Origin of the sequence: Flexithrix dorotheae DSM 6795, from assembly GCF_000379765.1 — a bacterium.
Taxonomy (GTDB): Bacteria; Bacteroidota; Bacteroidia; order Cytophagales; family Flammeovirgaceae; genus Flexithrix; species Flexithrix dorotheae.
The window spans coordinates 180384-204574 of sequence record NZ_KB903443.1 but is presented as its reverse complement, the minus strand read 5'-3'; the positions used below and the strand labels follow the sequence as shown (position 1 = coordinate 204574).

Sequence of the window (24191 nt, the reverse complement as noted above, 5' to 3'; positions counted from 1 at the left end):
TTTTGTAATAATAAAAGCAAAGGAGTAGGATGAATGGCGAAATATATTTTCACGATTTAGGATATTGGTATTGTGTTTAATCCGTTTTTGAAAACATTTTAGGTTATTTTTTTGACAAAACAGGAAATGACCAGACAACAACGTGTATTCACTTGCGTTGTTTGCAATATATTCTAATCCTAAACAATTAAAAAAATCTAAAATGAGAAAAGTTGTAGCTTTACTATCATTAGTAGCACTTTTGAATAGTTGTGCCAGTATTTTAAATTCAAGATATCAGAATGTTGCAATAATTACCGAATCGGGAAATAAAATATTAATTGATGGTAAAGAGCCTGAGGTAAAAAATAATAAATATCGAATAAGAAGAGATGCCAAACCTAAACAGGTGACCATTGTTAAAGAAGGTCATAAAGAAGACAAGTTTATATTAATGCAAAATAGAAGATCTTATTTATACACATTTTCGGTAATTCCATTTGGAGTTTTACTTTATCCAATGGTTACTGATAGGTTCCCTAAAGCATATAATTATCCCAAGACAATTGATGCGAACTCAAGTTTGATACCCTCCATTAAGAAAAAAGAAAGTTATAAAAATATTCATTTAAATAAGGTAGCTCTTGATATAAAACCTGAAGATTTAAGGGTTACCAGGCAACCCTATGATCAGTTTCAAGATAAGAAAGATGTAGCGTACAATATTGACCTGGATGAAAATATTGGTTTACGATTGGAAAATACATTATTCACATTATTACTAAATGAAACCTTAGCCAAAAACGGATTTATAGATACCACAAATAGAGTATTAAAAGGGGCCTATTTAAATAACCTGATGGTAAATGCAACTATTACCAAAGCCACTTTTAATGAAGTAGTAGCAAATTCTTATGCACTTAAAAATTATTATAATCATAGAATGATATATGCAGATATGGTAATTAAATGGGAAGTTTTGGATTACTTTCAACAGCCCATATATTCTTCTGAGATTAAGTCCTTATCTGGCCAGTATCATTTTAATAATACGGATACTGTTTTAAGTGCAGTTATAAAAGATGCCATAGAGGCCAATTTTTTTGAGTTCATGAATTCGAAAAAAGTAATTGAACTACTTGAGGATAACAGTCAATTAGAAATTGAAAAAAATCTGGAAGCAAAAGTTCTGCCCGGGCCTGAATCCTATGCTGATAATTTAAGCAGCGCAGTTAAGGCTTCAGTAACTATTAGAAATAAAAGAGGGCACGGAAGTGGATTTTTTATTACCAATCAAGGGCATATTGTTACGAATTACCATGTAGTTTCGGATACAAGTAATTTAAAAGTTGTATTGAATAATGGGATGGAATTGCCTACTAAAGTATTAAGGGTGAGTAAAATCCATGATTTGGCTCTGTTGAAAATTGATGAAAAGAACGATTTCGCCTTTCGATTGGAAGAAAATAAGAATTTTGAAATAGGTTCAGATATATACGCCATTGGAACTCCCTCTGCAGAGGATTTGTCACAAACGCTTTCTAAAGGAGTAATTTCAGGGTTTAGGAAATTAGGAGAAAATTCATCCCTTATCCAGACAGATGCAAGTATTAATTCAGGGAATAGTGGTGGAGTAATTACGGATAAAGACGGAAATGTTGTGGGTGTGGTAAGCTCCAAGCTAAAAGGCTTTGGTATTGAAGGCGTTGCTTTCTGTATACCAACTCAGGAAGTTCTCGAGGCTTTAAAGCTAAAAATTAATAAATAAAACCTTCCAGGATTTATTCTAAACGTTTCGGGAAGGAGGAAAAGAAAATTCTTTTTCTTACCCCAGGGTTTATCAGTAAACAATCACCGCCATTAGTGGTGGTTGTTTACTTTTTATTTTCAAATGAGATAATGTGATTTTTTAAGCTATTCTGCTTTTACCTCATTTTCAAGTTTGTCTCCCTTCAAAAACTGATTGATATTCATCACAGTGGTTTCGGCAATATTTTTCATAGCATCCTCCGTAAAAAATGCCTGATGTGACGTAATCAGGACATTTGGAAAGGTGATCAGCCGCATAATTAAATCGTCTTGTATGATTTGCCCACTCAGATCATTGAAGAATATATTTTCCTCCTGTTCGTAGACATCTATTCCCAAATAACCAATTTTTTTGGACTTGAGCCCTTTGATAAGTGCTTCAGTATCAATGAGTCCTCCTCTGCTTGTATTTATGAGCATGACACCATCCTTCATCCTATTTATGGACTCACTATTTATCAAATGACGGGTTTCTTCGGTCAGGGGACATTGTAATGACACAATATCAGCTTGCCTGAAAAGCTCTTCAAGTGAGTGGTATTTTATGCCAGCCTTCTGCATTTCCTCATTAGGAAATGGGTCATAGGCTACTACATGGCAATTTAACCCCTTCATTATTTTGCAGAAAATTTGTCCAATTTTACCAGTGCCTATCACTCCCACTGTCTTGCCTTTTAAATCGAAACCCATTAGGCCGTTTAGGGAAAAATTACTTTCACGTACCCGGTTAAATGCCCTGTGGGTTTTTCGGTTTAAAGTTAAAATCATGGCCAGGGTATGTTCTGCAACTGCATAAGGAGAATAAGCCGGTACTCGTACAACTTTTATATTAAATTCTGCGGCAGCTTTCAGGTCTACATTATTGAAACCTGCACACCTCAGGGCGATTAGCTTTACATTTTGTGATGCCAGTTTCTCAATAACAGGACGGTTAATCACATCATTTACAAATAAACAGACGATCTCAACCCCACTTAATAAACTGGCCATTTCCTCAGTCATTGAGTCTTCGAAAAATTGAAACACAAAGTCCTGGTCTTTACCGGCTTGTTCCAGAAAACTTTTATCGTATGGTTTGGCACTATAAACTCCTATTTTTTGCATGATGAAATCTTTAGGTAACTACTTTAAAGATAAACACTTTATGAAAATGTAATTTGAATTTTCAGTAGATTTTCTGTTACAATCTGATTTTTTTCGGAGAAATTAAATAACGGTTTCAGGGAATTGTGGAGACAACTTGGCCGGAATATTTAGAGAGAAATAGGAGAAAGAGAAAACATCTCCTACCATTTGGAAATAACCGAATTGAGTTTTACAGGAAAACCCGAAACATGCCTCAAAAAAGGAATTCTAATATAATAAAGATGAAGGAAGAGGTGGGTTACCGAATTAAAATTTTGATCTCCCTGTATAAATCCTTCGGATTTTTAATGGTATCAATATTTCTCATCTTACATTTCCCCATTTGAATAAAGCTCCAACTAAAAGTTAAAATTATCTTATGCAACATTATTGCATTTGAAATTAAGTTCTATATTTGCAACATTATTGCATTTTAGATGATAATGAGTTTTTTATACACTATTCTAACCTTTTTTATTCTTGCCTGTAGTTTCAGTTTTGGGCAAAGAACTACTGTTTCAGGAATTATTTCCGGAGAGGATAGCAGGGGAATTTTTGGGGTGTATTTGTACCCTGGAAATTGCAAAGCCCAACTGTTCAAAAAGGAAGGTTTGATGCACAAATTTACACCAAACAGGTGCTTAACTCAATTGATGGATTCAATTGTAATTGGAAAGTTAAAAGCTTATGTGTTACCAGAAGATGTGGTTTGTCTAGCAATACTTGAAACAAATGATTTCTATAAAAAAATAAAACAGGCGGCTTAATCGCATCAATAAAGTGAAAACAAAGCGATTTTTTAAATTTCAATTGGTTAGTGTGCTATTTTTTATTGTGCACATTTCTCAAGCCCAAATAACGGGTGTGGTTTTAGACGATGACTCAGATGAAACACTGGTTGGTGCCGTAATTAGAAGTGGCAAGCAACATACTGTTACCAAGGTAGATGGCACCTTTGAGATAAATGCACAGGTTGGTGATAGCCTAGAAGTAAGATTTTTAGGTTATAAAACTTATCAGACAATTATAACAAAAAAGCATCTCAGGGTGGTCCTCCGCCACAAATCAGAAATGCTTGATGAAATTAATGTAATAGACCTCTCACAGGAAGAGACAGAGGCCAAGCGTATAAAATCTTCTGTTAATTCTGTTACCGTGATTACATCGAAAGAACTCATTAGCAGGGCCGGAAACCTCAATGAAATTCTGGCTCGTCAGGCGGGAATCCAAATTAGACAAACTGGTGGGCTTGGGAGTCAGGCCCGGATAAATATTAGAGGTTTGGAGGGTAAACGTGTTCAGATTTTTATTGATGGAAATCCGCTTAATACCCCTGATGGTAGTTTGGGAATAAATGACTTACCGCTTCAAGTGATTGAACGCATAGAAGTATATAAAGGCTCAGTCCCTGCCTGGCTTGGGGGCGATGGTCTGGGGAGTGCGGTAAATGTGGTTATCCGCCATAGAGATTTAAGCTATGTTGATGTGAATTTGGCTCGGCAATCTTATAATACCTCACGTGCTGGTCTTATTCTAAAAAAGTCTTTTGATAGGCAGGGAATAGAGGCTGGAGTAGGAGTATTTAATACTTATTCCGATAACAATTACAGTATGGATGTGCCTTTTCAGGAAGATTTAAATGTTGTCCGTGATCACGATAAATTCCATTCTTTGCTTGTGGGAGGGGGAATAACCTTTACTAAACTTTGGTTTGATGAAATTGAACTGGAAGGTGCTTATATGAGTACCCAAAAGGAGATTCAGGGAATTACCCGAAACATTCAACATGCAGAAAACCATGGGACTACCTTGGTGGGTGTGATGAACTTAAAGAAAACGGGTTTGTTAAATAACAGATTATCACTTCGCTATACACTGATAAAAGGTAAAATAGATGTTGCATTTGTAGACACCTCTTCTTATAGCTACTCCTGGGATGGAAACAGGACGCCTAGTATTTATGGGCGGGGAGAATTGGGCAATGGACCCAATTTGTCTGACACAAAGCAAAATGAATTAAGACACCGGTTAAATCTTAATTATTCGCTTAACGAAACCTCAAACCTTAATTTCAACAATACCATACGCAAAGGGGATTTTAACCCAACAGATGATGTTGCTAATGAATTTGCAGGTAAAAACCTGTTCAATTACCCTGGAGCTTTGTTTAACAGTGTTTCGAGTTTAACTTTTGAAAAACAGAATAAGCACCTAAGCTTCCTGTTTTCAGCTGCCATAAAGCACTATTTTAATCATACTGAGGGCTACAATACCAACATTTATTTACAGGAATCCCCTGAGGGAATAAATAGCAATACTCACAATTGGGGCTATAATCTTGGGTTTCGCTATAACATTAATGAATACCTCTTGGTAAAAGCGGTGCATGAAAGAGCAGTACGTTTGCCTAATAATGCGGAAATTTTCGGAGATGGTGTTCTGATTACACCTTCCCTGAAATTACAACCCGAGGAGGCGTATAACTATACTGCAGGCCTGGTTTACGATCGTATAATGAACAGCTATAGAAGAATTCAGGCAGAGGTGAATGGCTTTTATATGAGTGTGGATAACTTGATTCAATTAGCAGGAAACGGTTTGTCATTGGGCTATGTCAATTATGCTAAGGCCTATATCATAGGGACTGATTTAGAACTAAAAACCGATATTACACCCTGGCTGTGTTCCGGACTTAATCTTACCTACCAAAAAGTAGTGGATAACAACCAATACATCCCTGGAACACAAGAGGTGGAAAATCCAACATATGGTTTAGATATTCCTAATATCCCACAATTTTTTGCAAATCTTAATCTCGAGTTACACAAAAATAATTTGTTGCTAAATAACAGTAATACAAGATTTTTGTATGATCTGGCTTATACCCAGGAATATAATTATGGTTTTGCTTTAAGTGTCTATGATCAATTTGTTATCCCTTCTTTTTTAACGCATACCGTTTCTTTTGAACAATCTTTCCAAAAAGACAGATACACCATCACTTTGGAAGTAAATAACTTAAGCGACCAAATGGTCATCAATAATTTTAATCAACCATTACCAGGAAGAACGTACCGAATAAAATTGCGCTGTTTGCTATTGGGAAAAAAAACACAAAATCATCAACATCAAAATCACTAAAAAATGAACAAAACAAAAATTACTCTTATAGCTCTTATTGCTTTAATTTTTTGCTTCACTGCTTGCGAAGAAGATGAGCCTGAAACTCCTATTATTGATGAAAATCATGATATAATCCTGGTCACAAACATTAATTCTTCCAGTCCGGCTACGGCTTATATCGGAACAATAAAGGATTTAAATGTAAATGAATTTGAGGTTTCAAATGCACGTCAATCCACACAGACCCCATTTTTAGTTTTAGATGGCGATGATGTGTATGCTTTACCCAACCAAAGAGGTGATGTTCTTAAAAAATATAAAAGGAACAATGGTCTATTGGATGAAGTGGGAAGTTTAAGCTTGCCATCGGGTTCGATATCCATAAGTATGGTGGTAGAAAGTCAGGATAGAGCCTATGTTTCACTTTGGGTAACTGGGAAAATTGCAGTTATTAACCCTACCACCATGACATTAATTGAGTACATAGATTTAACCAGCTATGCCATTGGCGATGCCAGTCCTGATCCTGCAAACATGGTTTTAAGAGATGGCAAGTTGTATGTAACCTGTACCCAAACTTCCGATGGGTATACAAGTGCACATCCCGCACAGGTTTTAATAATCGATTTAGAAAATGGAAATTCCATTACTTCCGTAACGGATAGCCGTACCAGTTGGGCTGGAGCTATAGACGATATGCATGCCATGTTCTTTGATGAAAAGGGTGATTTGTATATGTTTTGCGTTGCCTCATACGGTTTTATGCCCGGCCAGAAATGTGGATTCTTGCGTATAAAAAACGGAGAAACCGAATTTGATCCTGACTACTTTTTCAATGTAGCTGATTATAATATCTCGGGAATTCCGGGAAATAAAATAGATTATTTTCAGCACATTTATTACCACGAAAACGGCACCCTGTTCGGTGCAGGAAATATTTACGCTTTGGCTAGCAACCCACCAGATTATGTAAATGACCGTACTGTTGGTTCATTTAAAGTTGATATCTATAACCAGACCATTACAAAGTTGGACTTGCCATATTGCAATGGGTATTCCGCTTCATTAACCAAATATGAAAAGAATATACTGTGGGGATTATCAACAGAAACAGGAGTTGGTATTTATACATATGACCTTTCCACTGGAACAACCAGTGATGGGCCGGTTGTAACTACTCAGGGAGATCCAAGTGTCATCGAAATATTTGATTAAATTAGTTAGAAGACAATCCTCCAGCTTGAAAACACTTTTGCTGGTAATCTTAAAGATTTTAGGTCGGAAATTATTCTGAAAACTATCTTTATCAGTAAACAATCACCGCCATTAGTGGTGGTTGTTTACTTTTTATTTACCAATTGGTTCTTTTAACCAGGGATGATAGATCACACAGAAAAAAGTCCCGGAAATCATAGTCAGTCAACTTGAAATTGCCCAATTGTTAAAACCAGGAAAGTCGAACAGCTTCCATGGGCTGATTGAATTCGTGTTTAATCAATATTATGTCCATGTGGAAAAATATCCGGATCCTTTGTGGAACACTGGTGCTTAAAACAGTAGTTTTTATATCCACCTCCTAACTTTTGATTTGTAGGCTTGATATTCGTTACCGAAGGTGTTTTCCATTATTTTTTCCTCAAATGGAATATAATAGTAATTTGCTATGAGTATAAAAAGGACACATCCTATCATTGGAAGCATGGTACCCAAAAGAATCCAAACGCCAATAAGGCTAATGGTAAAACCTAGGTAAATGGGGTTTCTGCTAATTCGAAAGAGCCCATTAGTTACAAGTTTTCCAGGGTTTTTAAATGTGTGGATTTCTGTTTCAACTTGCTCAAATTCTTTTCGAACTTTTATGGTCATCATTATTCCTGTGATCATCAGTACCAATCCACTGTAATTTAATGGCTCTGGAATTATTATTTTAATGACAAATAGATTTCTAATCCCGACCATAGCGATGATGCAGAACAGGAAAAGATGTGGTGGAATCATATTTTTCATACCTTAGAACTTTTTTTTCAAAGGTATTTTCCCTCCTTGTTAATTGCATTAACATAGGTTTATGTTCGCATTTTCTTTCTAATTCGGCTTAAGGCAATTGGTGTTATTCCGAGGTAGGAAGCAACCATATGTTGTTTAACCCTGTTTTCTAGCGAAGGAAACTCTTCCAAAAATATTCTATACCTGCACTCTGCATCTAATAATAAAAATTCCCGTTCCCTTTTTTCTTTAACAGCATAACCCTTTTCTAATAATTGTACTAATAATAAATTCCATTTAGGATTCAGTTTTTTCAGCTTTAGCCAATTGTCATAAGAAATTGATAGGATTTCTGCATTTTCTAATGCCTGGATGAAAAAATAGGAGGCTGTTTTTGAGATCATGGCAGAATATGAGCTTAAAAAGCTCCTTTCAGGCATAAAAGCTTTTGTAAATTCTTTTCCTTCCTCAGAAATGTATACATAGCGGAATAAACCCTTTAAAACGAATCCAACTTCAGCGGGAACCTGGCCTGCTCTAATAAAATGAGATTTGGCCGGAAAGCTTTTAACTTTAGATAAGTCAATAAATTCCTGGATCTCCGGTTCGGTTAAATTGGCTAATTTTCTTATCGTATCGATGATTTCAGTCTTCATTTCTCAAATTACCACCAACAATCAGCAAATATTCCTAGGCTGATCACCTAATTATTTCAATAAAAATATCTGATCCATCTTCTCTTTGCAAGTTGCTCAATAATCTGATAAGAGTTGCTTAGGATTTTTTTACTCCATAACATGGCGTTTTCAGCCCTCAATTTCCTGAGTTTTTTACGTTTCTACATTCAGTAATAAGGTAAATTGAGGTGTTGCCAATTTCAATTCTGTAGGCCTAAATAATTTTCCAATATCTGGGATTTACTAAGCAAATGGAGTCATTGGAAAATACAAGAATTTGTTGGATTTAGGAAAACCTGCCCGTTTAATAAACCCTCACAGGAACTCAATTGGTAAGAAGAATGGCGCCATGAAAGGGGGGGATTGATAGTCTGAAAAGTTTTAAAATATGCGTGATAAAATTTTAATGCTTTCAGGTTCAACTCAACGCTGCTATAGAAAAAAATTCCCGGGAAAAACGTAGATTTGCAACCATATCAAATACAAAAGAATATGTGGAATTAATTTCTTTCAGACGATTTAAAGACAGCAAGCTGAAAAATCGGTTTTTGCAATTATTAATCCTTTAAAGAAAGAAATTATGTTGACCTTACAACAACTCTCATACATACATCCCAACAAAGAATTACTTTTCAACAATATCAGCCTGACCGTAAATAAGCAAGAAAAAATAGCTTTAATCGGTAATAACGGATCAGGTAAATCGACATTGCTGAAAATCATTGCAGGAGAATTGCAACATTTTGAAGGACAATTAACAATTGATTCCGAAGCTTATTATGTGCCACAGGTTTTTGGACAATACAACCATCTGAGCATTGCCCAGGCATTACGGATTGATCAAAAATTAAACGCTTTAAAAGAGATTTTAAACGGCATTACCACCGAAGAAAATTTCAACCTGCTGAATGATGATTGGACCATAGAAAATCGCTGCAAAGAAGCCTTAAAACATTGGCAATTAGATAACCTGGATTTGTCGCTAAAAATGGGGGCATTAAGTGGTGGACAAAAAACAAAAGTATTTCTTGCAGGTATTTTTATTCATCAACCCGAATTGGTCTTGTTGGATGAGCCTGGCAATCATTTAGATATATTAGGCAGACAACTTTTATATAGCTTCATCCAATCAATAAAATGTACTTTGCTTGTAGTAAGCCACGACAGAAAGTTATTGAATCTTCTGAACATGGTTTGTGAATTAAGCCAATACGGAATTAAAGTGTATGGTGGTAATTATGACTTTTACAAAGAACAAAAACAAATTGAAAATGATGCTTTGAATCATGACATCCAGAACAAAGAAAAAGCATTGAGAAAAGCCAGGGAAAAAGAACGGGAGACCATACAACGGCAACAAAAGTTGGATGCAAGAGGTAAGAAAAAGCAAACCAAAGCAGGTATGGGTAAAGCAATGATGGACAAAATGAAAAATGATGCCGAGAATAGCAGCTCGAAATTAAAAAGTGTCCATATCGAAAAAATTGACGGAATTTCTCAGGAATTAAGCGCACTACGGTCTTCCAGACCCGATATTGATAAAATCAAACTTGGCTTTGACCATTCAACTTTACATAAGGGGAAAATACTGTTTACAGCCAAAAATATCAATTTTGGTTATACCCAACCCATATGGAAAGAAAATTTGAATTTTCAAATATCAAGTGGCGAACGGATTTCCTTCAGCGGACCAAATGGCTCAGGCAAAACCACCCTAATAAAACTCCTTTTAGGTGACCTTGAACCCAAAACTGGCACAATTTACCGTGCAGAAAATAAATCAGTTTACATTGACCAAGATTATTCCTTACTCGCCAATGAGCTGAATGTTTACGAACAAGCTGGACAGTTTAATAATTCCTCATTGGAAGATCACGAGATCAAAATCAGATTAAATCGCTTTTTATTTTCAAAAGAAGAATGGGAAAAACCCTGCAGTGCATTGAGCGGTGGTGAAAGAATGCGTTTGTTGCTTTGTTGTTTGACCCTTAACCGCAAATCGCCCGACACCATCATATTGGACGAACCTACAAACAACTTAGATATTCAAAATGTGGAAATTCTGACAGCAGCTCTTAACCAATATCAGGGAACATTGATTGTTGTTTCTCACGATGAGACTTTTTTGGAACAAATAGAAATTGAACGCGAAATTAGTTTAAAAAGTTAGGGCAACTAATAATAAGGAATTAAATTCTGGGGGGGTGGACAACTCCTCCTACAACCTAATCTTGTAGGGTTTTTAAAAATGTAATTAGTGAGAAAATACAATTTCCTCCCCCTATCCCTCCCACGGAAGGGAAAAGTCACTTTGGGTCTGTTTTTTACCTTGAAAAATGAGCTGAGTTTTATAATTAAACATATTAAAATTTTAAGTTGTAAATCATTTTCTCCTTCTGGAAGTGGTTCGGCCCTCCGAGGGTAGGGGAAGGTTTCTTTAAAATTTGCATCCCAAATTTATTTGTTCTGAAACCCCTACAAGATAAGCCTACAACAGGTGTAGAATGGACTATAGAAGAATTGACAGACCTATATCCTAAGCTTTGGTTAATAAAAACAGCACTCTTTCTTTATCCCATCTGAGAATTGCTTATTAAATATTTTTGTTGTTTAATTGGTCAATTTGACCAAGTAAAATTGATAACTATGGAAATCATTAATATTGGAGATGCCAAAACCAACCTTTCCAAATTGGTGGAACAGGTTCTTAACGGTGAAGAAGTGATCATTGGCAGGGAAACAAACCATTGGTACGCTTATCTCCTTTCAATTAAACATGAACATACAAATGTCCCCTGCAATTGCCAGATATCCATAAAGACCCATTTGACCAGATTCAAATTGCCCAGGCAATCTGCTTACGCTAAACATGGCAAAAACAAACTACTAAACTATATTCTGGAAAAAGTACACACTGAGGAAAATTTTATCCAGATAGATTATGAAGGTCGGAAAATCCTATTCAATGGAGAACCTCTTCCGGATGAAAGAAAGGTAATCCAGCAAAACACCGAAAAATTACCAGAACAATACAGCCCGGAAAGTGATATTAAAAAATTGGGGAAATAGGGTAGGGGTGATTGGTCTTTCACCCATTGGAACGCTTAATTCCTTGAGCAATTTACACCACTCAAGGCACACACAATGGCTTTCAAACCAGCCCTGGCTGAAGTTTTGGGCCAGTGGATAGCCAAGACGTTAAAAGTAATACGACCAAAAATCATCGGATAAAATAGATTTGACTATACCTTTCTTAGATTTGGAAAAGTGAAAAACTCTTTAATAAACCAATTTTGTATCATAATCTAAATTTAAAGAATATGAGCACAAAAAAAGTATGGTTTATTACAGGAGCATCAAAAGGTTTAGGGTTAATTTTAACAAAAAAGCTTCTTTTAGAAGGATACAATGTGGCTTCTACTTCCAGAGACAAACAATCTTTAATTAATGAAATTGGAGAAGAAAATGAGAATTTTTTACCAATTGAAATGGATTTAACAAACAATCAAAATGTTAAACAGGCCATTGAAACTACAATTAATTATTTTGGTAGAATTGATGTTTTAGTTAATAATGCAGGGTACAGTCAAATTGGAACTTTGGAAGAACTTTCCGAAGCGGAAGTTGAAAATAATTTTAAAGTAAATGTTTTTGGCTCGCTAAACGTAATTAGAAATGCTTCACCGCATCTGCGCAAACAAAAATCAGGACATATTTTTAATATTGCTTCAATAGGTGGTTATACAGGGAATTTTGCAGGGTTTGGTATTTATTGCTCTACAAAGTTTGCAGTTGCAGGTTTTACTGAAGCCTTAGCTGAAGAGTTGAAGCCATTTGGAGTACATACAACCTTGGTATATCCTGGTTATTTTAGAACCAATTTTTTATCTCAAGGTTCTGTTAAAACACCAGCTAATCCTATTGATGATTACAAAACCGCTCGTGAAATGGAACAAGCACATTTAAAAGAAATAAATGGTAATCAACCCAATGATCCAGAAAAAGGAGCTGAAGTACTAATCACTTTAAGTGAGCAAAAGCATCCGCCAGTACACTTTTTTATGGGAGAAGATGCCTACCATTATGCCAATTTAAAAATAGATACGATACAACAAGCTTTAAAAGAAAACATAAATCTAGGAACATCTACTGCGTTTAAAAATTAAATTTTGAAGCAAATGACAATGGAAGAATCAAAAGCATATATTGGAATGTGGGTAACCAAAGATGGAAATATCCGTCACGAATTACTACCAAACAACCGATATGATGAAGCAAGAGGAAGTAAAATAAGTGCATATCAAGGAGATTATTTCGTGACAGGAAATCATATTGATTATAAAGATGATACCGGATTTACAGCTGATGGGGAGTTCAGAAATGGCATCCTGTATCACGCAGGAATGGTGTTTTATAAAGAAATTTAGTTCTTAATTTTAAAAATAAAAATGATACATCGATTTGATTCTATTAGTGAGTTTCATAGCTATGGTAATTTACCTAAACCAGAACATCCCTTAATTAGTTTAGTTGATTATAGTAAAGTAAATTATCCTACAGATTCCAATGAAATTAAATGGATGCAAAATTTTTATTCTATTGGTTTAAAACGAAATGTAAGTGAAAAATTTAATTACGGGCAACAAAAGTATGATTTTAATGAAGGTGTCTTTTCCTTTGTTGCACCAAAACAAATTCTTACGGTTCAAATTAATCAGGACATAAAAGTAAATTCATCTGGGTGGTTACTTCTTATCCATCCAGATTTTTTGTGGAACACACCATTAGTAAATTCTATTAAAAATTACGATTTCTTTGGGTATGCGGTTAACGAAGCGCTTTTCCTTTCCGAAAAAGAAGAAAATATTATTGTGGAACTTTTAAAAAATATACAAAGAGAATATCAATCTAATATTGACAAATTCAGCCAGAATATTATCATTTCACAAATTGAGTTACTACTCAATTATGCTGAACGTTATTACGAAAGGCAATTTATTACAAGAAAAATTAGTAATCATCAAATACTTATAAAACTGGAACAAATATTAAACAACTATTTTAACAATAGCGAGACACTTATTAATGGAATTCCAACTGTTACTCAAATTGCAAATGATTTAAATCTTTCGCCTAATTATCTGAGTAGTGTATTAAAAATAATTAGCGGACAAACTACACAACAACACATTCAGAATAAGCTAATAGAAAAAGCCAAAGAAAAATTATCGACTACAGAACAAAGCGTAAGCGAAATTGCCTACGAATTAGGCTTTGAATATCCTGCTTCGTTCAGTAAATTATTTAAAAATAAAACGAATATTTCTCCCATAGAATTTAGGCAGTCATTTTTTTAAATAAAAAGTACTACTGCTGATAATAAGAGACACAAATTTATGTAGGTCTGGGGGACCCCACTGAATTTTTTCTTGTGTTGAACAAACCTGTGGGGGATTAGATTCGAAAACAGCCATGTGTAAATTCAATTTCAGTTTTCATTTTTAGTGTTTCTAAAAGTCCAGATTGGCGGGATTGACTAGCAATTCATTATAAATTTTCAAAACATTCCACCACCAGATAAGCTTCTGGGCTTTAAGCAATTAATTTTTTCATCATGTGATATGGTTTGGTAAAACCCCACCTTAACATTATTTCAGTTTTCACCCAATTTTAGGTTTGGTTCACCATTCTGTAAGCTTCATAGCCGCGCAAAGCAAACTCACAATCCGAAGCTAAAATTCATATATTGACCGTTCTCTGCCAGCTGAAAAGCCAACCACAGAAATAACATATTTGTTTTTTTGCCGACACACGAGCCACCCACAAAAAAAAGAGCTATTTTTAGTCAACGCTCGATCAAACAAATGAAAGTTGAAAACGAAATGAATAGAATTTTAAAAATATTTCCTTTTTATCTGCTGATAATTCTTGGCTGTAAAGCTCATAGTAGTGAACCTTCTGATTTTATTCCAAAAGGATATACAGGATTTGAAAAATATATTGGAGACCTAAATCAGGATGGACAGGAAGATTGTGTCATGTTAATCAAAAAGACCGATAAAGCAAATATCGTTACAAATCGATTTAATAATAAAGTTGATAGAAATAGGCGTGGAATCATTGTGTTATTTAAAAATGGGAAAGGTTACCGATTAGCCGATAAAAATTATGACTGTTTTTCATCCGAAAATGAAGATGGAGGAATTTATTTTCAACCCGAATTACGGATTGAGATTAAAAATGAAAAACTATACGTGCACTACGAACACGGCAGATATGGATATTGGAAATACACTTTTAGATTTCAAAACTCGAATTTTAAATTAATAGGATTTGATTCTAGCAGTAATTATGGACCAATCACAAATAAAGAAACAAGCATTAACTTTTTGATAAAAAAGAAGCTAATCAAAGAAAACATCAATGAAAATGCAGAGGGCGGGGATGAGATATTCACTGAAACCTGGAGTGATATTGAAATAGGAAATTTAATCAAACTGTCCGAAATAAAAGACTTTGACAAATTAGAAATGTATGATTATTAAGTAAAAAACTATCCACAACAATGTTAGCTGCAATGAGAAAATAATTATTAATGAGGTATGTGCTTTATATATTGACGACAATAATTGGGTTGGTTACAGCTCTATTCATTTGGATTTACGTACAACGAGTAAAACTTGATTACAATTCTGAAGGTAAATTTTTCTCTGCTGAAGAAGGTGTTGTTTATCTTGAACCGGCAGAGGAAACTTATGGCTTTCTCGCACTTTCTGGGTTAATTATGACCGGAACCTTAATGACTTTATTAATAATTAGAAGAAAAAAAGGAAGCTGACAAAACCTAAACGACATTAAAAAGCCGTTTAGGTAAAGCGTTGTTTTAAAACCTGCAAAGCGACACTGTGCTTAATCAATATGATTATAAAATGATTAAAAGTAATTTGACAATTAATATTCTTCTCTGCTTTGGGACTATTTTCATTTCATGTAATAACCACAAAGTGAATGAAAACAAGGCCACCATTGGTAAAACCTTCATTGACTCAAAGACTGTGAATGAGCCAACGACTGAAGCTCAAGTTGATTCAAAAGCATCGGGATTTGTAAAGAATCTTCAAGCTGGAAAGAAATTGAGTTCGTTTTTTAATGATGGTTGGTTATTTGTTTATCACGAAGACCATAGGTGTGATGGGTCGACTGATGGACAACTTGATAATTTAGCAAAGGGGGTGATTGATTCTATAATTACTTTAGAAGTGAAAAATGATGGTGATGGTTGGGAATGTGATCAAGAAGATCCTAAAACTTATCACCTTGATTTTGACATAAAGAAAAAAATCGCAACCTGGGATAGGTTTGAGATTCCGAATTACGAAAATCAGGAGGAAAATATAGTTTATGTAGTTGGTGCGGGAGAATCTGATTATTTGAAACTTCACTATAACGATAATGAACTGATTATAAAATTAGAATACAGAAGTGAAGATCCGGGATAAGAAATGAATAAAGTACGTTTTACAATAATAAGGGACCAAATTTAGGTGGGTCCGGGGAATCCCACTGAATTTTTTCGTGTCTTGAACAAATCTAACGGGGATTAGATTAGGAAAAAGCCTTGTGTAATTTCAATTTCAGTTTTCATTTTTAGCAATTAACTTTATCAAAAACTGCCAACTTTTTTCAGGACGAGTCAGTTAATAGTTTTTAAGGTTTTTAAGTGTAAAATATTGATTTTCAGTATGTTGGGTGTGAAAAAAGTAGCCTCGACAGGAATCGAACCTGTATCTAAAGTTTAGGAAACTTCTATTCTATCCATTGAACTACGAGGCCATTATGTAGTTGCTGGTTTCTACATATTTTGGGAATGCAAATGTAGATTTTCATTTGTTAAAATCAAAATTGGAGTAGTAGATTATTCTTGTTTATTTTGGAGCTAAATATTTTGCGCTATGGAAGAATTAAAGGCTATTTTTTTTGAATATAAGTATGTGTGGAGAACAATTATTATCCTGATCTCTGCTATTATTATAAGAAAGATAATTTATGTTTTTCTCAACCGATACATTGAGCAGTCTTCTCAATTGATAAAGGTGGAGCCTACCAAATATCGCTTTTTGAAAAATGCGGTTTCGGCCATTATTTATCTGGGGGCCGCAATTCTGATTATATACGAAATTCCCACCTTTAAGACTCTGGCGGTTAGTTTGTTTGCCGGTGCAGGTATTTTTGCAGCTTTTTTGGGTTTTGCCTCACAACAGGCATTTTCTAATATTGTAAGTGGTATTTTTATTGTAATTTTTAAACCTTTCCGGGTGGGAGATTTTGTCAGGCTGGACGATCAGACTGCAGGACAGGTGGAGGATATCACTTTAAGACATACCGTGATTAATGGCCTTGAAAACAGAAGAATTATTATTCCCAATTCCAATATCAGTGCCTCTACTATTGTGAACTCATCCATTCAGGATGAAAAAATCTGCCGGTTTATGGAATTCGGTATCAGTTATGATTCGGATATCGATCTGGCCATGGATATCATCAGGGATGAAGCCATGAAACACCCGGACTGTATTGACAATAGAAATGAAGAAGATAAACAAAAAAAGGTTCCCCAGGTAATTATACGCTTAATTAATTTTGGAGAATCTTCTGTAAACCTGAGGGCTTATGTGTGGGCAAAGGATCATCCCACTTCATTCTTTATGCATTGTGATTTGAATTACAGTATTAAAAAAAGGTTTGATAAAGAGGGGATCGAAATTCCATTCCCATACAGAACTGTAGTTTTGAAGAATGCCGAGGAAATTTCTAAAATTACTGCTCAAAATCGTGGGAAAACTGAAAATTAATTTAACAAAGGTTTTTTAAAAATTCATCTGTAATCATATCCTATTTTATCCGGATATCTTTATTATTGCACTTCAATTAGTCGGCTTACCAAATTTCATTTTAATCTTTTCATTTTTTTTACTAAACCCATGAGAAAACTAATACTATTATTTTTCAGTCTAATTTTATTTAATCAAGGATTTGCACAAGACGACCAATCCGCAGGAGACACAACCGACTATTGGACAATTGGAGGTGGATTTAATTTTACTTTTTCCCAGGTGGCCCTTAATAAAAACTGGGTTGCAGGAGGGCAAAGCTCTCTCTCTGGAAGCGTTTTGGGCTTGTTTTACGCAAATCATAAAAAAGGAAAAACTTCCTGGGACAATACACTGGATTTAGGGTATGGTCTTACTAAACAAGGTGAAAACGAATTTGTGAAGAGTGATGACCTGATCAATTTTGCCTCAAAATATGGTCAGGGAATAGGGAAAAATTGGTATGCCAGTGCTTTGGTGGGATTCAAATCCCAATTTAGTGTTGGTTATGATGAACCACTTGAGTTTGATACCAGAAAGAAAATATCAGATTTCATGTCTCCAGGCTATATCACAGCTTCTTTAGGTTTTGATTTTAAACCAAATGATAACTTTACTGTTATGCTATCCCCAGCCACAGGGAAATTTACTTTTGTGCTGGATCAGGAGTTGGCAGATAAGGGGGCATTTGGTGTAAATCCTGGAGAGAACTCAAGGGCTGAATTTGGTGCTTATCTGAAAAGTCAATACAAGAAAGATAATGTGGTAAAAAATGTAAACTTTCTTACCAAGCTGGAATTATTTGCCAATTATGAAACAATTACTTCTGTGGATGTGAACTGGGATGTGGTAGTTGTGATGAAGATAAATGACTGGCTTTCTGCCAATTTCGGAACTACACTTATCTATGATGAAGATGTGGATATTGAAGTGGAAAACTCTGATGGTTCACTTTCTGTTATAAATTCTGAAATCCAGTTCAAACAAATATTTGGATTGGGATTGGTAGTGAGAGTAGGAGAAAGATTACCAGATAAATAAGATTTTCTTTTTCAGGAAAAATAAAAAAAGCGTTACTTCTAAATTTGGAAGTAACGCTTTTTAGTTTAGTAATCGGCTTGATTAAGCTTCTTCGTTTACTTTTATTTCCAGAATTTTATCTCCCTGCTTTATTTCATCAATCACCTCAAGTCCTTCTACTACTTTACCAAAACAAGTGTGGTTCCTGTCCAGGTGAGCAGTATTATCTCTACTATGGCAAATGAAGAATTGTGAACCTCCAGTGTCCCGTCCTCTGTGAGCCATGGATAATACGCCTCTATCATGATATTGGTTTTCCCCATCCAGCTCGCATTTGATTGAGTAACCAGGTCCTCCGGCACCTGTTCCATCAGGGCATCCTCCCTGGATCACAAAATTTGGTATTACCCTGTGAAATGTCAGACCGTCATAATAGCCTTTTTTGGAAAGGTTGATGAAATTTTCTACAGTTCCCGGGGCATCTTTATCGTAAAACTCTACCTTCATTGTTCCTTTTGCGGTAATAATATCGGCTGTCTTCATTCGCTATAAGTTTATTTTTAAAATTTTGAATAAGCAAAGTTAATCACTTCAGTTAAGTAACCGGGCAAAATTACAGGTATTTTAAAAGAGAAGAGGGCCCTTAATTTGGCGATTTGAAATTTTTCTCTCCTGCCATGATACTCACATCCAATAGGTTTTCTTTGGGAGGCAACGGACACTCATATTCGGGGTTGTAAGCACAGTATGGATTATAAGCCAAATTAAAATCCAGAATTATTTTATCGTCTTTTAGTTCAGCATCCAGGTATCTTCCTGCTCCATAAGTATCGAATCCTGAAGTTTCATCTCCAAACGGAACAAACAGCACATCCTTGGCCAGTTTGTCGGTGGATTTAAGCACCAAAATGCTATGTGCCTTCCCCTCCAGGTAAAATCTGGCCTTGCCCAGTTTTTTGAAATTTCTTTTTTGATTACTACTGGTCTGAATCTGAATCACTTCCGGAATAGGTACTTTTTCAAAGTCAGCGGTAACTTTATAAGCAATATTTATAGGGTAATAATCGAGGGAATCGAAGGCTTTTTTCTGATTGCGATCCAGGGGTGATTGATCACTGGTTTTAAACATTTCATTTTTCTCCTGCCTGAAAGTAGCAATTTCCCTTTCATATTGTTCACTTAATTCTTCTCCACTAATGGAATAAATAATGATTAGGGCTACTACGGCCACCAAACCAAGAAAAAAGATATTATTAGATTTTACTTTCATCAATTCAAAATTTTATTTCCCCTGAAAATATGCACCAGTCATAAGCCGAAGCCGGTTTAGTTAACAATTCCCGGGCAATTTTTATATTTACAAAACTATAAAATACCAATAGAAAAAATACAAGATTAAAAGTTCTGATTTTTTTAATAAGCTACGATTACCAAAAACTAATGAAAATGAATTATCGAATAATGATTAAGTATTTACTTTTTACAGGTTGTATACTTTTGTATAACCCTTCTTTTAGCCAAAAAACAGATCCGAAATGGGATGAAACCAAAACAGAAAAATGGCCTGAAGGGTTTTTGGAAGTAGAAATTAAATCTTCCTTAGACGGAAAAAATCAAAAGGCATATTTTCAAAAATCCCAAAAAGCAGGCAAACAACCCCTTGTGGTGAGTTTGCATACCTGGAGTGGGGATTATACCCAAAAGGATACATTAGCACTGGTTTGTAGAAGTAAAGGCTACCATTATATCCATCCAAATTTCCGCGGACCGAATACAAATTTTGAAGCTTGTGGCAGTGCTGCTGCCATTCAGGATATTGATGATGCCATTGATTTTGCAATTCGGGAGGCCAAGGTAGATTTGAATAATATTCATGTAATTGGGGCAAGTGGGGGTGGTTATGCTACGCTTTTGGCTTACATGAATTCCAAACATCAGATTAAAACATTTTCCTCCTGGGTGCCTATTTCTAATTTAGAGGAATGGTATTATCAGTCGAAGACAAGAGGGAATAAATATGCTTTTCATATCGCAAAAGCTACGCATGAGCAACACAACTTTACCCCCGATAAATTTGAATTGAATAAAAAGGAGGCCAGAAAGCGTTCCCCGTTTTTCATGGAAACCCCTATAAAGAAAAGAGAAAATAGCCAACTTCACATTTATGCTGGTGTGCACGATGGATATACCGGATCGGTTCCCATTACTCAATCCCTTCAATTTTATAATAAACTGGTGATGGATATTGCGCCTGCAAGTCAACATGAATTAATTCCATTGGAAGATATTATTGTGCTTCTTGCAAATAGATCTTATCCAGGTGGACTAAAAGGAAAGCTGGGAAATCGGCAAATTCATTATCAAAAGCAACTTAAGGACAGTGTGAGCATTACCATTTTTGAAGGGGGGCATGAAATGCTGCCCTATATAGCTTTAGACCATTTATAGTCCAATGCAATAAGCTTTTTGTTTTAGTTCAAGTGGACAATTTTCTCATAGATGGAGCCTGCCCTAATTGAAAAATACCCAAAACAGAATAATTCTTTTGCTTATAATTGTGGAATGAAAGTGTGTAAATATGTCGGTTTTTCAGTATTAATAATATTTCTCTTTTCCATGTGTGGAAAAAGGCCGCTGGGAAAAATAAATATTGAAATGGAGCCAGGTTATAAAAAGCCTGTAATTGAAGGCCAAATAAACGGGAAAAAGGGATATTTTCTCATCGATACCGGGGCAGAAGTTAGTTTTCTGGACATTGAAAAGGCATGGCAATACGGGTATTTAATTTCAAAAAATAAGCCTGAGAAACAATTTGAATCTATTTTGGGAGAATTGGAAATACGAGAAGTAAGCAAGGTTAGGTTTTTCCTTAAAAATGCTGAAATCAAAGCCGGTTTTTTTGCCACAAATCTTGCAATGTATCTATCCAGGAAAGGGGAAGAGGGCCATGAAGAAATATTGGGTATTATAGGATCTGATATTATGAAAAAATACCTTTTTTCACTCGATTTTAGCAATAGAGAAATTACCCTTTCTGATAAACGATAAAATGAATCAAACAGAATAAGGGTAAATTCTCAGGTCTATTCAATTTATAATTTTTTTTCTAAAATTTTCTGTATTTCATCAGCCTGTGGAGAAATAGCGAGTATTTTGCCATCCCGATCTATAAGTAATGTCATTCCTCCCGAGTTGGGTATGCCGTATTTTAACCAAAGCTCCTGTTTATCGTCCAGCTCCAATAAATTAAGCCAGGGGAATTTTTCCCTTTCCAGGGTCCTTTCAAGAGCTTTAGTATTTTTAAATTCTCTTGCAACCCCAATTACATTAAATCCTTTGTCTTTGTAAGCTTCATAAATAGGCACTACGGTCCGGCTGGTAGCAATACAACCTCCACACCAGGAACCCCAAAGGTCTAGCAGAGTGATTTTACCTTCCAGTTTATCCGAAAGAGTAACTGGGTTTCCATTTAGGTCTGGAGCGGTAAAATCAATAAACTCCTTTCCCACTTTTATCAATTTAAAACTCTTTAATCTCTCTTCAATAAAATAATTATAAGAGTGGTCGGGAAATTGTGCAGAGAGGAGATTGAAGTTTTGCTGAATATCCTCAAAATGCTGTTCTAGTTTTCTGTCGTTTATAACTTCATTTAGAAGAAAATAGTAGGAGAGAATATTTGTATTGCTTTTTATATAATTGGAAGTAAAACTATACGAAGCATCAAAAAGGCTATCTATTTTTAAGGCGAGTGCTTTCCCTTCAGGCGTTTTATCTTGATGGTCAACTCTCAATTTTTTTAATATCCAATAGTTTCTATAATAATCCTCTTTTGACCCATTGTTCATTTCTTCTTTTAGTACCAAAGCAGAATCATTGTAAAAATTCCAGCTTCTTCCAAACTATCCCATCTATTATATAACTGATCAATTTGAATATTATATTGGGTTCCAACAATTTCCCTAAAACCCATATATTCCTGATTGATTTGCCCTCCTTCTATTTTATTAATCAGATAAGATCCATTAATTTCAAGAGGGAAAAGTGTAAAATTAATTTCTCCATCAATTGGAAAAAAAGGGAAAATCCAACCTTCACTTTTATGATTAAAATATTCAAAACGGTAAGCTTCATCTTTATCGAATTGGAAAGTATAATTGAATTTACCATTTTTTACAGGAACAACAAAAACTGAATCATTTGCTACTTCAAGAAATTTAAAGAGTTTAAGCTCTTCAATTGAAGTGTCACTTACAGTGCCCTTAATAGTACACTGGAAAGGCTGGGCATTCATCATATTTATGCAAAAGACAAAGAAGCCAGTGATTATAACACTTTTCAAAAAGTTGATTTTAATTGGGAAATTCATAAGAAGAGTAATAAGGTTTGGTTAAAAAGTAGTGTTTGCTAAATAAAAAAAATAAACTATGGTGTTACACGGAAATGTTGAAATTAAGTTTGATAAATTTTAAAATTTCTTTTTTGTTTTAAATAGAATTGTTTTATAAAAACCTGTTTATACAGTATTGTTGTACTTGCGTTTTACCGGTGTTTTTTGTGGAAAAACCAAAGTAATAAATTGATTATATTTAAAACAGATACAAATGCCCTCAAAACTAACCTGGAGATAAATGCATTCTGAAATTAAAAAACTTTACCAACAACTTCTGCCCAGCCTTGAAGAATTAGAAACCGAGCGTCAGGGAGTTTTTAAAAAATTGGAATTGCTCAAAAAAATATGTCTGGGCGTTTCCCTTGCCCTGGGGGTTATTGCGTTTTCAACAGGTCACATAATGCTCATGATTTTTATCTGGGCTCTGGGGATTACGGCATATACTGTGCTTTATTTCAGGTTCAAAAAATCATATTCCAGTCAGTATAAAGGGCAGGTTTTAAAAAAGGTGATTGCCAGATTGGGGAATAATTATGGCTATTTCCCAGAACGTAAAATTGAAGATGAAGCCCTAAAGGAAAGTGGACTGTTTCCAGAATTTAATACCACGAAGGGAGAAGATTTGATCACAGGGCAATTTGAAAATTATGCTTTTCAAATGGCTGAAATGGGTTTGTGGATGAGGAAAGGCTCCGGTCGGGCAGATCATGGGGGGACTTTAAGCTACATTTTTAAGGGGTTGGTTTTTGTGGGAGAAATATCCCTGAATTTTCCGGTTAAAATTTGGATAATTTCAAAGAATGCTCCAATTGTTTCTTCCAATGACAGAGGGCAGTCTGATTGGAAAAGAGTGGCGGTTTTCCATAAATCCTTCAATAAGGAGTACCAGGTTTTCTCCACAGATTCGCAAATAGCTAAAAAACTGCTGCCAGCACATATCTTATCTACGATTATCCAGGTGAAAGAGGAAATTGCAGAAGAAAAGATGCGAATGGAACTTTCATTTCAGGGTAACAAAATTTATCTTTCTATTTCTACCTCTAAAGAACTTTTTGAACCCCCACTAAAAACTCCAGTCACCGATTTTGATAATTTTTATGCGAATTTTAAGTACCTGGTGAATACAACCGGATTATTGCAAAAGCTTACTTTAGTGAAAAATGAGGAAGAATAATTTGGAGCTTGTTTTTTTTGGCGTTTTCAGTCAAATAG

General features: G+C 35.0%; 24 protein-coding genes and 1 tRNA gene. 17 read left to right on the top strand and 8 right to left on the bottom strand.

Features of this window, described 5'->3' with window-relative positions; translation table 11 throughout:
- The first annotated feature begins 202 nt into the window (after window positions 1–202).
- Window positions 203–1747: a S1C family serine protease gene (locus tag A3EM_RS0116405; protein WP_020529317.1), complete on the top strand. Its 1545-nt coding sequence runs from the start codon at window positions 203–205 to the stop codon at window positions 1745–1747.
- A 146-nt stretch (window positions 1748–1893) separates the two neighbouring features.
- Here the strand turns inward: A3EM_RS0116405 and A3EM_RS0116400 are convergent, their stop codons facing one another.
- Window positions 1894–2892: a 2-hydroxyacid dehydrogenase gene (locus A3EM_RS0116400; RefSeq protein WP_020529316.1), complete on the bottom strand. Its 999-nt coding sequence runs from the start codon at window positions 2890–2892 to the stop codon at window positions 1894–1896.
- A 464-nt stretch (window positions 2893–3356) separates the two neighbouring features.
- Between A3EM_RS0116400 and A3EM_RS0116390 the strand changes: the two genes are divergently transcribed.
- The 3 genes from A3EM_RS0116390 to A3EM_RS42630 are packed head-to-tail and all read left to right on the top strand — an operon-like array spanning window position 3357 to window position 7251.
- Window positions 3357–3680 (top strand): hypothetical protein, encoded by a 324-nt coding sequence (locus A3EM_RS0116390; protein ID WP_020529314.1) that lies wholly within the window; start codon window positions 3357–3359, stop codon window positions 3678–3680.
- Between the two features lie 13 nt (window positions 3681–3693).
- Window positions 3694–6054, top strand: coding sequence for a TonB-dependent receptor (locus tag A3EM_RS0116385; protein WP_083925248.1), 2361 nt, complete (start codon window positions 3694–3696; stop codon window positions 6052–6054).
- Between the two features lie 3 nt (window positions 6055–6057).
- On the top strand, window positions 6058–7251 hold the full coding sequence (locus tag A3EM_RS42630) for an NHL repeat-containing protein (RefSeq protein WP_020529312.1): 1194 nt from the start codon (window positions 6058–6060) through the stop codon (window positions 7249–7251).
- A gap of 348 nt (window positions 7252–7599) precedes the next feature.
- Here A3EM_RS42630 and A3EM_RS0116375 read toward each other — a convergent pair whose 3' ends face one another.
- Both A3EM_RS0116375 and A3EM_RS0116370 read right to left on the bottom strand, forming a co-directional pair.
- A complete protein-coding gene (locus tag A3EM_RS0116375) occupies window positions 7600–8043 on the bottom strand; it encodes a methyltransferase family protein (RefSeq protein WP_020529311.1) in 444 nt (147 codons plus the stop codon).
- Between the two features lie 59 nt (window positions 8044–8102).
- The gene (locus A3EM_RS0116370; RefSeq protein ID WP_020529310.1) at window positions 8103–8678 is read right to left on the bottom strand and encodes a Crp/Fnr family transcriptional regulator; all 576 of its coding nucleotides are present in this window, start codon (window positions 8676–8678) and stop codon (window positions 8103–8105) included.
- 601 nt (window positions 8679–9279) lie between these two features.
- Between A3EM_RS0116370 and abc-f the strand changes: the two genes are divergently transcribed.
- The 8 genes from abc-f (at window position 9280) to A3EM_RS0116320 (ending at window position 16198) form a co-directional block, all read left to right on the top strand.
- Complete coding sequence (gene abc-f, locus A3EM_RS0116365) at window positions 9280–10869, top strand: ribosomal protection-like ABC-F family protein (protein WP_020529309.1); 1590 nt, start codon at window positions 9280–9282, stop codon at window positions 10867–10869.
- Window positions 10870–11345: 476 nt separating this feature from the next.
- On the top strand, window positions 11346–11768 hold the full coding sequence (locus A3EM_RS48055) for a type II toxin-antitoxin system Phd/YefM family antitoxin (protein ID WP_020529308.1): 423 nt from the start codon (window positions 11346–11348) through the stop codon (window positions 11766–11768).
- A 251-nt stretch (window positions 11769–12019) separates the two neighbouring features.
- Window positions 12020–12865: an SDR family oxidoreductase gene (locus tag A3EM_RS0116350; protein ID WP_020529307.1), complete on the top strand. Its 846-nt coding sequence runs from the start codon at window positions 12020–12022 to the stop codon at window positions 12863–12865.
- Between the two features lie 18 nt (window positions 12866–12883).
- Entirely contained in the window at window positions 12884–13126 is a 243-nt protein-coding gene (locus tag A3EM_RS0116345; protein ID WP_157637948.1) for an Atu4866 domain-containing protein, read from the top strand.
- 21 nt (window positions 13127–13147) lie between these two features.
- Window positions 13148–14056: a helix-turn-helix domain-containing protein gene (locus tag A3EM_RS0116340; RefSeq protein WP_020529305.1), complete on the top strand. Its 909-nt coding sequence runs from the start codon at window positions 13148–13150 to the stop codon at window positions 14054–14056.
- Between the two features lie 507 nt (window positions 14057–14563).
- Complete coding sequence (locus A3EM_RS0116330) at window positions 14564–15244, top strand: hypothetical protein (protein ID WP_020529303.1); 681 nt, start codon at window positions 14564–14566, stop codon at window positions 15242–15244.
- A gap of 71 nt (window positions 15245–15315) precedes the next feature.
- The gene (locus A3EM_RS0116325; protein WP_169513372.1) at window positions 15316–15537 is read left to right on the top strand and encodes a hypothetical protein; all 222 of its coding nucleotides are present in this window, start codon (window positions 15316–15318) and stop codon (window positions 15535–15537) included.
- 166 nt (window positions 15538–15703) lie between these two features.
- The gene (locus A3EM_RS0116320) at window positions 15704–16198 is read left to right on the top strand and encodes a hypothetical protein (RefSeq protein WP_020529301.1); all 495 of its coding nucleotides are present in this window, start codon (window positions 15704–15706) and stop codon (window positions 16196–16198) included.
- Window positions 16199–16460: 262 nt separating this feature from the next.
- Here A3EM_RS0116320 and A3EM_RS0116315 read toward each other — a convergent pair.
- Window positions 16461–16532, bottom strand: a tRNA-Arg gene (locus A3EM_RS0116315).
- A gap of 119 nt (window positions 16533–16651) precedes the next feature.
- On the opposite strand from A3EM_RS0116315, the gene A3EM_RS0116310 reads away from it, so the two are divergent.
- Both A3EM_RS0116310 and A3EM_RS42625 read left to right on the top strand, forming a co-directional pair.
- Window positions 16652–17551 (top strand): mechanosensitive ion channel family protein, encoded by a 900-nt coding sequence (locus A3EM_RS0116310; RefSeq protein ID WP_020529300.1) that lies wholly within the window; start codon window positions 16652–16654, stop codon window positions 17549–17551.
- Window positions 17552–17680: 129 nt separating this feature from the next.
- Complete coding sequence (locus tag A3EM_RS42625) at window positions 17681–18610, top strand: DUF3078 domain-containing protein (RefSeq protein ID WP_020529299.1); 930 nt, start codon at window positions 17681–17683, stop codon at window positions 18608–18610.
- Between the two features lie 81 nt (window positions 18611–18691).
- On the opposite strand, the gene A3EM_RS0116300 is transcribed toward A3EM_RS42625, so the two are convergent.
- Both A3EM_RS0116300 and A3EM_RS0116295 read right to left on the bottom strand, forming a co-directional pair.
- The gene (locus A3EM_RS0116300) at window positions 18692–19132 is read right to left on the bottom strand and encodes a peptidylprolyl isomerase (protein WP_020529298.1); all 441 of its coding nucleotides are present in this window, start codon (window positions 19130–19132) and stop codon (window positions 18692–18694) included.
- A gap of 100 nt (window positions 19133–19232) precedes the next feature.
- Window positions 19233–19859 carry a DUF1684 domain-containing protein gene (locus A3EM_RS0116295; RefSeq protein ID WP_020529297.1) on the bottom strand — a complete coding sequence of 209 codons (627 nt, stop codon included), beginning with the start codon at window positions 19857–19859 and terminating at the stop codon, window positions 19233–19235.
- A 176-nt stretch (window positions 19860–20035) separates the two neighbouring features.
- On the opposite strand from A3EM_RS0116295, the gene A3EM_RS42620 reads away from it, so the two are divergent.
- Both A3EM_RS42620 and A3EM_RS0116285 read left to right on the top strand, forming a co-directional pair.
- Entirely contained in the window at window positions 20036–21037 is a 1002-nt protein-coding gene (locus A3EM_RS42620) for an alpha/beta hydrolase family protein (RefSeq protein ID WP_157637923.1), read from the top strand.
- A 51-nt stretch (window positions 21038–21088) separates the two neighbouring features.
- Window positions 21089–21637: a retropepsin-like aspartic protease gene (locus tag A3EM_RS0116285; protein WP_020529295.1), complete on the top strand. Its 549-nt coding sequence runs from the start codon at window positions 21089–21091 to the stop codon at window positions 21635–21637.
- Between the two features lie 44 nt (window positions 21638–21681).
- On the opposite strand, the gene A3EM_RS0116280 is transcribed toward A3EM_RS0116285, so the two are convergent.
- Window positions 21682–22452 (bottom strand): peroxiredoxin family protein, encoded by a 771-nt coding sequence (locus A3EM_RS0116280; RefSeq protein WP_020529294.1) that lies wholly within the window; start codon window positions 22450–22452, stop codon window positions 21682–21684.
- Window positions 22443–22883: a DUF4369 domain-containing protein gene (locus tag A3EM_RS0116275; protein ID WP_157637921.1), complete on the bottom strand. Its 441-nt coding sequence runs from the start codon at window positions 22881–22883 to the stop codon at window positions 22443–22445. Before A3EM_RS0116275 ends, A3EM_RS0116280 begins: the two co-directional genes overlap by 10 nt.
- A 334-nt stretch (window positions 22884–23217) precedes the next feature.
- Here A3EM_RS0116275 and A3EM_RS0116270 point away from each other — a divergent pair, with 334 nt between their 5' ends.
- Window positions 23218–24153 carry a DUF3137 domain-containing protein gene (locus A3EM_RS0116270; protein ID WP_020529292.1) on the top strand — a complete coding sequence of 312 codons (936 nt, stop codon included), beginning with the start codon at window positions 23218–23220 and terminating at the stop codon, window positions 24151–24153.
- Window positions 24154–24191 lie beyond the last annotated feature (38 nt).